The 11,576-nt window shown below is 50.3% G+C and carries 11 protein-coding genes; 6 read left to right on the top strand and 5 right to left on the bottom strand.

The window, feature by feature from the left end; translation table 11 throughout:
- Positions 1-97: 97 nt before the first annotated feature.
- Positions 98-415, bottom strand: coding sequence for a DUF2628 domain-containing protein (locus tag V8F51_RS11630; RefSeq protein WP_337100538.1), 318 nt, complete (start codon positions 413-415; stop codon positions 98-100).
- A 234-nt stretch (positions 416-649) separates the two neighbouring features.
- Between V8F51_RS11630 and V8F51_RS11635 the strand changes: the two genes are divergently transcribed.
- The 4 genes from V8F51_RS11635 to V8F51_RS11650 all read left to right on the top strand — a co-directional run bounded on the left by V8F51_RS11635 (position 650) and on the right by V8F51_RS11650 (position 4,934).
- Positions 650-2,197 (top strand): class I adenylate-forming enzyme family protein, encoded by a 1,548-nt coding sequence (locus V8F51_RS11635; RefSeq protein ID WP_337100393.1) that lies wholly within the window; start codon positions 650-652, stop codon positions 2,195-2,197.
- Positions 2,198-2,303: 106 nt separating this feature from the next.
- A complete protein-coding gene (locus tag V8F51_RS11640) occupies positions 2,304-3,101 on the top strand; it encodes an ABC transporter permease (protein WP_337100394.1) in 798 nt (265 codons plus the stop codon).
- 9 nt (positions 3,102-3,110) lie between these two features.
- Positions 3,111-3,929, top strand: coding sequence for an ABC transporter permease (locus tag V8F51_RS11645; protein ID WP_337100395.1), 819 nt, complete (start codon positions 3,111-3,113; stop codon positions 3,927-3,929).
- Positions 3,930-3,944: 15 nt separating this feature from the next.
- Positions 3,945-4,934, top strand: coding sequence for an ABC transporter ATP-binding protein (locus V8F51_RS11650; protein ID WP_337100396.1), 990 nt, complete (start codon positions 3,945-3,947; stop codon positions 4,932-4,934).
- Positions 4,935-4,996: 62 nt separating this feature from the next.
- On the opposite strand, the gene V8F51_RS11655 is transcribed toward V8F51_RS11650, so the two are convergent.
- Both V8F51_RS11655 and V8F51_RS11660 read right to left on the bottom strand, forming a co-directional pair.
- Positions 4,997-5,959: a D-2-hydroxyacid dehydrogenase gene (locus V8F51_RS11655; protein ID WP_337100397.1), complete on the bottom strand. Its 963-nt coding sequence runs from the start codon at positions 5,957-5,959 to the stop codon at positions 4,997-4,999.
- A 31-nt stretch (positions 5,960-5,990) separates the two neighbouring features.
- Complete coding sequence (locus V8F51_RS11660; protein WP_337100398.1) at positions 5,991-6,314, bottom strand: antibiotic biosynthesis monooxygenase family protein; 324 nt, start codon at positions 6,312-6,314, stop codon at positions 5,991-5,993.
- A 139-nt stretch (positions 6,315-6,453) separates the two neighbouring features.
- Between V8F51_RS11660 and V8F51_RS11665 the strand changes: the two genes are divergently transcribed.
- Positions 6,454-7,083: a TetR/AcrR family transcriptional regulator gene (locus V8F51_RS11665; RefSeq protein WP_337100400.1), complete on the top strand. Its 630-nt coding sequence runs from the start codon at positions 6,454-6,456 to the stop codon at positions 7,081-7,083.
- A gap of 5 nt (positions 7,084-7,088) precedes the next feature.
- Complete coding sequence (locus V8F51_RS11670) at positions 7,089-7,772, top strand: MBL fold metallo-hydrolase (RefSeq protein WP_337100401.1); 684 nt, start codon at positions 7,089-7,091, stop codon at positions 7,770-7,772.
- A 71-nt stretch (positions 7,773-7,843) separates the two neighbouring features.
- Here V8F51_RS11670 and V8F51_RS11675 read toward each other — a convergent pair whose 3' ends face one another.
- Together V8F51_RS11675 and V8F51_RS11680 are read right to left on the bottom strand one after the other, a co-directional pair.
- The gene (locus V8F51_RS11675; protein WP_337100403.1) at positions 7,844-10,900 is read right to left on the bottom strand and encodes an S-layer homology domain-containing protein; all 3,057 of its coding nucleotides are present in this window, start codon (positions 10,898-10,900) and stop codon (positions 7,844-7,846) included.
- 197 nt (positions 10,901-11,097) lie between these two features.
- Positions 11,098-11,547, bottom strand: coding sequence for a HEAT repeat domain-containing protein (locus tag V8F51_RS11680; RefSeq protein WP_337100404.1), 450 nt, complete (start codon positions 11,545-11,547; stop codon positions 11,098-11,100).
- Between the last annotated feature and the right edge of the window lie 29 nt (positions 11,548-11,576).

Consider the following 11,576-nt stretch of genomic DNA (forward strand, 5'->3'; position numbering starts at 1 on the left):
TCACTTATCATAGTCCAAAAGATGCAAAAAAGTAACCAACCTATCGAGAGGCGGTTACTTTTATTGCAATTGTTATATAGAAGCTAATTAGCCAAGTTTATGCTGCAATAATCCCGTTTGTTTGAAGCGCGGCGTGGGCTTGTCCGTCAGCAGGACGGTAGCCTTTCTCCAATAGCTCTTTTATGTACATTTTGTTATAGATGAATGCGAAGACAATGCCCGGAATCCATGCGCCAAGTCCGAGTACAAAGAAAGTGAGCGTTCCGGTAACCGATGCAACAATAAACATAATAACAGCCCATTTCAAGTCGCCTCTAAACAAAGCAGGGAAGAAACCAAAGAATAATGTAGTCCAGCTAAAACCGACTTTCACTTCTTTCACGCCACCATTAGCATTAACTAGCTTAACGCGCATGAACATAACCTCTCTCATAATTAAATTTTTCCAACTGTCTTCAATTATAGGCATTAAGTAATAATTTGTCGATTACTTTTTGACAATATGTTCCCTGAATTGAAACGATAGAACTACTTTTAAGTCATCCATATTATAACATTTGCTGAGGTTTGTCATAAGAAAGATCAATTTGTTGGTAATAGCTCCTACTGGTATGTTGTAAGTACATACTGCTAAGGGATGGTGTTGAACATGCTGCTTTCTAACATTTTGCCTCAAGTTGCTCAAATACTCCCCACTCATTACGCAATGAAACAAGGAGACACGACGATTACCTATGAGCAGTTGATACATCAAGTAAGCTGTGTCGCATACGGTTATAGCAAGCTTCCTATTAAACCAGGCGATCGGATTGTCCTCCTCGGTCATCCGTCTCCCTATTTAGCCATTGCGGAAATAGCTGCGATTGCGATAGGCGCCATCCCTGTTGCGATATTCCCCGACTTAACGTCCAAAGAAATGAACCAAATCGTTCAAGATGCAGCCCCTGCTGCTATTGTCTATGATTCGGCGCATACGGGAGTATACGATTATATTTCATCTCGACCTCAAGCAGCCGTGATTGCTCTCAAGTCGGGCGCTGCAGGAGAGTCGATAGCGTTTTTCATAGCAACACTTCCCCCTCTAACGGAATGGCATCAAGCGGACCCGGAGAATATTGCCCTAATCATCTACACAGGGGGCACAACAGGCCGTTCCAAAGGTGTCATGCATTCCCATCGCGGCATCGCTCAATGGGCATTCATGAATCCGGCTAGAGGCGGAGGCCATAACTCCGCCAAGAAGTCGCTCGTCCCTAATCAAGCCCATTTGACCGGCCAATTCATATTGTGGACGACTTTGTATGAAGGGGGTTGCCTCATCTATCCCGAGAGTTACCCGTTGCACGCTGAAGCTGTCGTCGAACTTGTCGAACGCGAGCAAATTAAATTTTTAGGCACCGTAGGGCTTCTTTTTCGAGATATTGTTTATTTGGAAAATATCGCTTCAAGGCAGATGCAATGTGTTGAAGGAATCTCCTGCGGCGGAGCGCCTATCAGCGTCAAAACGTTGCTCAAAGCACGCGACGTATTTCCTAACGCTCAGATTACGGAAGTGTATTCCCAGACCGAAAGCGGCCAATTCATTAGCTCGCTGTCAATCAGTCAGTGCTTGGCTGAAGGGAATCTAGAACGGCTGCTCTCGGTTGGGAACCCCTCGCATCTTGCTTATTGGGGGCAACACCCGTATGAGTTACGTATCGTCGATGACGCAGGCAACGAGATAGAGCAAGGCGAAATAGGAGAAATCATATGCCGAGGCGAGCAGATGATGATCGGCTATTGGAGCAACACGGCCGAGACCGACAAGGCAATACGGGATGGTTGGCTCTATACAGGCGATATCGGCAGGTTCGATGAAGACGGCTATTTGTATGTGTTGGACAGAAAAAAAGATATGGTTATCGTGAACGGCTCGAACGTATACGCCTCCGAAGTAGAGGAAGCGATAGGCAAACATCCCTCCGTTATGGAGGCTGCAGTTGTCGGTATAGCTTTGCCGGATGAAGGCGAGGAGGTTGTTGCCGTCGTTACTTTGCGAGAGGAAGCCCTGTTGACGTTGGATGAGGTTAGGCAATTTTGCTTGCATGAGCTTGCTTTGTTCAAGCAGCCGACCCGTTTGGAAATTGCGGAGTCGCTGCCTAGAACATCCGTTGGCAAGCCTGATAAGGCTGCCTTGCGACGCCTATATGGTAAATAATCAAGAACATATAATTATAATAAAAATATCCGTAGCCTAATTCTTTTACATATATTAATATATTAACATTATAATTTCTTATTGCGCTGCATTCGAGGGGGTTAATATGCTTCAAGCTTATTGGTACATAACGAAGATGAGGCTTCTTACAAATCTGACTTATCGTTTTGAAGTATTCACCGCTGTAGCCACCAACCTCATTCTCACGCTGGCATCCGTTTTCCTATGGCAGACCGCCTACAAAGGCGGCACCGGAGCCGTCGAAACGCTCAGCTTGCAGGATGTAACGACCTACACCATTCTAGCGATTACACTCTCGACCATCTTCGTTTGCGACGTACAGAACACGATCTATTACAAAATAAGAGAAGGACAGATCGTTACCGACTTTTATCGCCCAATTCCGCTTCTAGCTTGCTACCTCGCCGACGACATCGGCGATATGCTTAGTTCATTCATGAACAAAGCGCTTCCGCTCATCATATTTGCTTCCATCTTTTTCGGGATCCCTTGGCCCGCTTCCTTCCAAAGCTTCCTTCTCTTTCTCCCGAGCTGTCTGCTAAGCTATGCCATCCTTTGGCTGCTCAGCGCGCTCGTCGGACTGATTGCGTTCTGGGTCATGGAGCTCGGCAATATGGGGATGGTCAAAGACAGCATCGTTCGCGTATTATCCGGCAGCATCATACCGCTATGGTTTTTTCCCGACAGCGTCCAGACCATCTCGAAGTTTCTACCCTTTCAATACACGTACCAGACACCGCTTGGCATTTATATCGGCAATACGAACGCAGGTGATGCCTTAATAGCTATGACTGTCCAAGGCGTGTGGGTCGTTATCCTCTTTCTCTTCCTTGCAGCCGGATGGGCGCGCACGAAGAAAAAAACATTAATTCAAGGAGGGTGATGACCCTTAATGGTCTCTTCGATCAAGCACTATGTATCCGTCGCTTCCTGCTTCGCGCGTCTAGCTGTTCAGCGTCAGCTGGAGTACCCTCTTTTTCTGTTCAGCTGGCTGCTTATGATCCCTATTCAATATTTCTCAGGCATTTGGATGCTGAAGATTATCGTCGACCGGTTTCAACCGTTGAACGGATGGGATTTTCCCCAGCTAACGTTCCTGTATGGCCTCGGTCTAATCAGCCACGGCATCTTCGTCGTCTTCTTCATCAATACATGGAGTATTGACCAAATGGTCATTAACGGCGGCTTCGATCGTCTGCTGCTGAGGCCGATGAACGTCTTCTTCCAACTGATAGCAAGCTATGTGAACTTTATCGGTTTAATTGATTGCATTCCTGGCATTATCATATTCATCTACGGCTGCGAAATAGCTGGTTTCGAATGGTCGCTCGTCAATGTCGGCAAGCTCATCCTTGTGCTGATCGGCGGTATTCTGATCCGGGCCGCCCTATTCACCAGCTTGGGCGCAATTGCTTTCTGGACGAAGAGGAACGGCTCCATGGTAGGCTTCGCCCTCGCCATGCTGGAACGCGCAACGATGTACCCGCTCAGCATGTACCCTTATTTTCTGCAAGCGCTATTTACTTTCGTCATTCCGATCGGGTTCATCAGCTTCTACCCCGCTGCCGAATTTCTCGGTACGGATAACGGCGGTCTTGAGCTGCCGCTGAGCTTTGCGCTTTGGACGCCGGCAGTCGGATTGGCATGCTTCTTGCTCGCGAGCGTTATTTTTAGATACGGCATGAAAAACTACGAGAGCGCAGGCTCATAGGGGGACATTACGAGAATGGAAGCCGTTATCGAGGTAAGGGATCTCGTGAAAGAATATATCATCGTCAAAAAAGAAAGCGGACTGCGCGGCTCGCTCAAAAGCCTGCTGTTTCCTAAGAAAACGAAATTTAACGGCGTAAACGGCATTAGCTTCTCGATTGCTCCCGGCGAGATTGTCGGCTACATCGGTCCGAACGGCGCCGGCAAAAGCACGACCATCAAAATGCTGACCGGCATTCTCCACCCGACTGCCGGTACGATTAAAGTATGCGGCATTTCCCCGCAAGCGGACCGCAAGTCCGTCGTTCGCAAGCTCGGCGTCGTGTTCGGGCAGCGCACGCAGCTTTATTGGGATTTGCGGCTTGGTGAATCGTTCGAGCTGTTGCGGAGAATCTATCAGATCGATCAAGCAGCTTATAACGAAAATCTCGCCGTGCTGACCGATGTACTTAAGCTGCAGGATTTCATTAATACGCCTGTTCGCCAGCTTTCGCTTGGCCAGCGCATGCGCGGAGATATCGCGGCAGCAATGCTGCATTCTCCATCCGTGCTGTTTCTGGATGAACCGACAATCGGACTTGATGCGGATGCCAAGCATGCAATCCGCAATTTCATTAAGGAGATTAATCGTACGCGGAAGGTAACGGTTATTCTGACGACGCATGACCTCGACGACGTCGAGCAGTTGTGCAGCCGCATCATTGTCGTCAATAACGGCAAGATCGTCGAGGACGGGCCCATCGACTCGATCATCCATAAGCTGACTCCGTACCGTATGCTAGTCGTAGAGCTTCAAGAGCCGTGCGACGATCTCTCCACCCCGAACGCCATCGTGATTAAACAAGAGGGGCTCAAAATTTGGTATCAATTCGAGAAGGAGAGCGTATCCGCCTCCGAGCTGATCGCCGCGCTGTCGCAGAAGCTTCCGATTAAAGATATTAGCGTGAAAGAGCCAAACGTCGAAGACGCGATCCGCGAGGTGTATAAGACGACGGCGACGGTGTAACGATTGAAAAGAAGGAGGCGTCCTCAAGCCTATGGCTTTTGAGACACCTCCTTCTTCTTCTATCAGTACTTCTTGCTATAATCGACGAGATTACGCAAGCTTGCGGTGTCGTTAGACAAGTAGATCTTTAGATTGTCCACGAACAGTTTCACTAGCCGCTCCGTGTTGCGCATGGTCATGCCGCCGGCATTATGCGGCGTAATAATGACGTTCGGCATCGACCAGAGCGGGTGATCCGCCGGCAGCGGCTCTTGCTCGAACACATCGAGTCCTGCGCCAGCGATGATCCCTTTATTCAGCGCTTCAATGAGATCATCAGTCCGAACCGTTGCGCCTCGTCCTACATTGATGAAGTATGCGCTAGGCTTCATAACGGCGAAACGCTCCGCATGGAATATATGCTCCGTCTCGTTCGTAAGAGGTAAAATATTAACGACATAATCGGCTTCCCTCAGCGCATCATCAAGGCGGGACGTATCGTAGACGACATCTGCTCCCGGCATGGCACCGCCTGAGCGGCGTACGGCAATCACGCGCATATCGAACGCCCGCGCTATTCGGGCAACCTCTCGGCCGATTTCCCCTGCGCCGACAATCGCCACCGTGCCTCCATTCACCTCCGCCAGCGTTGCCGGGCTTTCCCATAAGCCCGTATGCTGATTGCGAACGGCCGTTGCAATGCCTCGGGCAAGCCCCAGCATCATGGCAACAGCCGTCTCCGATACCGATCTTGCATGTACGCCGCTGGCATCGGAGAGCAGCACGTTCCGCTCCTCCAGCAAGGCAAGCGGCAAGCTATCGATGCCCGACGACCAGCTCTGCACCCAGCGCAGCTTCGTCCCCTCCTTCAAAGCTGCCGTCTTCACCTTCGCATCCCAACCGAATATAACTTCCGCTTCCTTGTAGTCATGATCGCTGAAGCTCTTGGAGGCTTCTCCGAATCGTATCGATAAACCAGGCGCAGCGCTCCGCACCATTTCTTGCAGCTCCAACGTTAATTCGGGAATACAAAGAATTGATCTCATTTTTCATTACCTCCTATGTCATTGCGTTCATTCAAACTAATCCGAACGAGTACTCCCTCTCGACCTTGCAGACTCGAACCGTATAATTCTCGTACCAAACCTGCTTGCCCTTCTCCTGGGCAACTTGATGGGCCTCGTTTCTCTTCCAATTGCCGATTGCCTCAAGACTATCCCAATAAGAAACGGTAATGCCGACTCCTGCGGCATCTCTGACGCTCTCGACTCCAATGAAGCCCGGCTGCTTCTCCGCAAGCTCTTCCATCCGATCAGCCATATGTCCATAGCCTTGATCCCCGTCCGTACGCTTGCTCGTAAAAATGACCGCGTAATATGATCCATCCGGCTTCTGCTCCATAACAGCCTCACTCCTTCTGTGTTCATGTTCTGTCTAATGATGATTATACCACTTTAAAGGAATTTGTTGACACTAAAGTAACCATTGGTTATATTATAACCAACGGTTACTTATTCGTATTGAAACGAGGTTTTCCATCATGACGACAAGACAACGGCTTCGCTCCGAGGAGACGAAACAAGCGATCTTATCCGCTGCAGGCAAGATGTTCTCCGAGCGAGGCTACGACGTTGTAACGATGAGAGAGATCGCCAAGGAGGCCGGCTGCTCTCATACAACGATCTATATTTATTTTAAAGACAAGGAGGTGCTACTGCACGAGCTCTCCATGAACCCTTTAACCGAACTTAAGGAACGTTTCTTAACGATTGCCGCGCAAAGCGAGCTTCCGCCCGAAACGAGACTTCAAGAAATTAGCATAGCCTTCATCCGCGTCTGCTTGCTGCATAAATCGATGTACTCGGTTATCTTCATCACGAAAGGAACTCGAGTGGATCAAGAGCCGGAGCTCGCCATCAACAAAATCCGCCTTGAATTATTTAATCAATTCGGGCATACGCTGCAACAATGCTTGCAACTGCAAATCAACGATGAACGTTTGCTAGCCTATAACCGCATCTTTTTCTATATGCTGCAAGGCATCGTCACCACTTACTCGCAGACCGATGAACCTCTCGACGACATCATGGCGCGCCTTCACTCCACTTTCGAGGAAGCCTTCGACTCTCTGTTAATCGGATTTAAATCCAAATTAGCTATTGGAGGATGATAACAATGAAAGCAACGCAAATTTCGAAGCAAGTGTGGAGTCTAAGAACGTGGGTAATCATTCCTATAACGGTGTGGGTTGTCGTCGAGGAGGATGGAGTCACTTTAATAGACACCGGCATCCCGACAATGGCGAAAGGCATTATGAAATTCATCGAGCAGCTCCAAGCCGGTCCTCTCAAACGGATTCTTCTGACACACGGGCATTCGGACCATGTAGGTTCGCTTAAGGCAATTCTAAGCAAGCATAATGTACCGGTCTTCGCGCATCGCAAAGAAATTCCGTTCATCGAGGGCGAGCTCCCCTACTCGGGCAAGAAGCTAATGACGACTTTGCCGAAAGGAGCGACGCAGGCGCTGCAGGAAAACGGGCAAGGCCAGCTGCAGCCGATCGGCGGCTTAGCGCCTTACTTCACGCCCGGACACTCCCCCGGTCATGCGGTCTACTATCACGAAGCGGATCAAGTGCTGCTTGCAGGCGACTTGTTCTCGTCCAAGAACGGAAAGCTGCGCAAGCCCCTCTTTACTCCGGATATGAGCGAAGTGCTGAATAGCAGCACGATCGTAAGCAAGCTGCGCCCTGCCAGATTGGAAGTTTGCCACGGCAGCTCGGTGTTTAAGCCCGCCGAGCAATTGGATGAGTATGTAGCAGGTATCCGCAAGACCCATCCAAGCGTTACTGCGAATTAGTTGATCGATGATTAAACCTTATATAACTAGAAGCCCACGCCATTCTAAGGATGACGAGGGCTTCTTTTCCTTTATTTATTGATGAATTGCAAGTAAGCGAGCATCCGAGTAATCATAACGGCGCTTTGAGCCCGGGTGGCATTCGCTTGCGGAACGAATGTCGTATCGGTAACGCCATGGATAATGCCCAAGCCTGCCAATTGTCCCATCGCCTCAACCGCCCATCTTGAAATCTCGGCGGCATCGCTGAAGGTCGGTATCGTGCTCTCCATCTGCGGCGATTGCCCGGCGAAGATCAGCGCTTTGGCGATCATGACGGCCATTTGCTCCCGGGTGATGTTCGCTTCCGGCCGGAATGAGCCATCCTCATAACCGCCGATTAAGCCGGCTTGCTTCGCGGCCCCCACCGCCCCGGCGAACCAATCTGCCGACTCCACATCCATGAATGGCTCGCCTGGTCTCGTCTCGGGCAAACCAAGCGCTCGAACAAGCAGAGCAGCGAACTCCGCCCGCGTAATGGTAGCGTTCGGATCAAACGAGCCATCCGGTCTTCCATCCACAATCAGCTTATTTGCAAGCCGTTCGATATCGGCTTGAGCCCAGTGTCCCTGCAGATCAGTAAACTTTCGGTCCAATCGGATGACCGTATACATGCCTCCATGCGGTGACCGAATGGTTACGGTTCCGTCGCTCGCGAATGTCGCTGGCGCAAAATGAAGCATCTTATCGTCACCTATCCAAACGACTGTCGCTTTGTCAGGGTTGACTGCGGCCGCCAGCTTTATCGTCTTATGAGCGTTAATGCTTTGCCAATCATCCACGATTCGGCCGTCCGCCTCCAAGGCGAATACAAGCGGGCGATCTAAGAGGGCGGTGGCTCCCCGCTTATCGACCACTGCTTGTAAACCATCGTTTGCCGCATTGGAAGCTTCCGTTACGCTCAGGGAAAAGGTAGTTGTCGCCGAAAGCTGTTCGATCGCGGCAAGCGGAATATCCAAACTATTTCCGTTCACGATCACTTGAACGCGGGCATCGGGCCGTTCTTTCAGCAGTCGCAACAGCGTTGGCGCAGGCAGGTTCACCTGTACGGACGAGCCGATGCCATTGACTGTAATGACCATATTCGTTCGGCCAGATTCGAAAGATTTGGCCAACTGCTCCGGTGTCAGCGAAAGCTTGATAACGGACTGCTTTTCGGAGGTTATTTCGGTCGTAACGCCTACTTCCGTCTGGATGCCGTCCACGAGAATGATTGCCGTTGCCGGAATTTCAATATCAGGATTTCCGGAACCGGGGGACGGTGTCTGGATTCCTGTAACGGAAATCCCTTTCACCGCTTCATTGCCTGCGGCATCCTTCGCATAGACCGTATAGATGCCATTCGCCGAAACTTGGAATTGTCCGGCCGTCAAAATATCCGCCCCCGCGCCGCCGGCAAAATCGGCTATGCCATGGCTTCCTTTCATCCAAGCCAGCTTGGACAACGTGTTTCCTGTCATAGTCCCTTGTACATCGGCTGTTACCGTAACGTCAACCTTATTACCGGCAATCCCGCCACTGACGAGCGTAATCGTCGGCGCAATCGATACAACGCGGATTCCGCTCACGTCCACGCTTGCATATGCAAGAGAGGCTGCAACGCCGCCCGCCCGCGTAATACCCGCTCCGCCTGGAACATTTATTTGCGCGGCAATAGCAATACCGTCTTCATCCAAGAAACCTTCAGGCACTTCGTATTCAAAGGTTAGCTCTGTCAATGCAGTATCGCGCGTTCCCGTATAAGCAGCCTGAACGACCACTGTCGTACCGTGATTGCCGATGGTTACCGGAATGGTCGGCGTACCCGTCACGGTTACTTCATATCCATAGCTGACCGTAAAGCGAAGGCTGTCATTAGTGCCGTATAGTCCGGCAGTCGGAGCCTCCAGCACTAATTCAACCCAAGCGGCTTCAAATATCGCGATGGCGTCATTCAAATCGGCAACCGCCGTATCCAATTGAAGCTGGGTATAGTTCTCGGCATCGTCGGCGATTAGTTGCGCCGCTTCAATAGCTGCTTGGAAAGCGTCCCTTGCCGCCACTGTCGTCTCGCCTACGTTCGCGCCTACGGGATGATCGGTTAGCATTTGCGCCGCAACCGCCAACAACGATACTAAGTCTGCGGCATCCCCCGCCTCAACGATTGCTCCATTAAATAACTGAATGACCGCGTTCAGTTCGGCAGCGGCAGCAGCCAAATCAGAGGCTACTGATGCATTGGTAATCGCATCGATAAACTGCTCGGCATCGCTGAGAGCGACCGCTAGATCATCATAGATGCCCGAAGGCACTTCTCCTATCGCCGTACCCGGAGCATAGTCTTCCAATAACTGCTTGGCCGTTGCCAGAGCGCTGAACAAAGAAGATCCGTCTACAAAGGTAAAGCCTTTGCCAATCGCGTAGGTTTGTACGGGCGAACCTGCGTAACCGAATATTTTCAAGTTTGCCGGCACGGCCTGATTGTTATTAAACGATAATGGATCAATTGCGGTGGAACGATTCAGCACGACTACGCTCGACAGGCTGTTATAACGGAAGGAATAGCCGCCAATCGACGTTACGCTCGCCGGTATAACGATGTTAGTTAGAAGATTGCCTCTGAAAGCAAAGTCGCTAATGCTTGTCAAACCTTTCGATAGAACAACGCTGGTAAGCTGATTATCCCTAAAAGCCTCCTGCTCCATTGTCGTTACGCTGTCTGGAATGACAACGCTGGTCAACTGGTTATTCGCGAATGCTCTCATGCCGATATAGGTTAATCCATTCGGGAGCTCTACGCTTGTGAGAAAGTTATAGCCGAACGCAGCATCGCCGATGCTCGTCAAGCTATCCGGGAAAGCGACGCTTGTGAGATCGGTAATATAAAACGCTGTTTCACCTATTCCACTGACGGGCACCCCTCCCAGCGCGTCTGGAATGATAACGTCCACCGGAGCACCTCTAGGGTAATCCGTAATCGTCGCAGCCCCGCCGTCAACCGTGTACGTATAATAACCATCCTCGTCCGCATAAGCATATTGTGCCTGAAATATAGTTGTCCAACCGACTGCCAAAGCGATGATTAAACATAAAGCTGATTTCCTCATCATTAATCTCCCTTCTACCCGCTTAGAACATAGATTCAGGTAACGATGTACCTTTCTCTATCATGGTAGCAAGGGCCAATAAAAGAATTGTGAAAGAATTGGCGCAGGACGAGTCGATGTCATACGAAAAAAGGGAGCGCGGACAGACGCCCGCACTCCCTTGTTTTTGCACAATTCCCCTATAACGAGATGAACCGCCACTACTTTCTAGCCGGCGTTTCCCAAATCGCTTGAAGCCAGGAATCAAACTCCGCGCCTTTGTCGCCCTCGTACGTATCGTAAATATCCGAACGCGTCTTTTGCAGCTTTTCCTTAAATTCCTCGAACGTATGTCCCTCTGGCAGGCTCTTCTTGATGCGCAGCAAAATTTTGTTAAGTCCCTTAAACAGCTCGCCCTTGCTCTTAGCAGGCATTTGCACATTTTCACCCAATTGCTTTAGCTTGCGGTATGCCGCCTCGCGCACTTGGAATACGGAATCGCCATTCATAACATGCTGCAATAGTTTAATGGTAGGCGCTGTGTCCCATTGGCCGAGTTCATTCACGGCATTCAGACGGTCTCTCCAGCTCGCTGTCCGATTGACCGCTTTCTTAAGCTCTTCGAAGTTTTCTGGCAGTTCGGTTACAGCATCAATATGATTGTTGTTCAACGTTTAATCTCCTTAATCATCGCCATTGG

This window comes from Paenibacillus sp. YIM B09110 (assembly GCF_037167145.1).
Taxonomy (GTDB): Bacteria; Bacillota; Bacilli; order Paenibacillales; family Paenibacillaceae; genus Pristimantibacillus.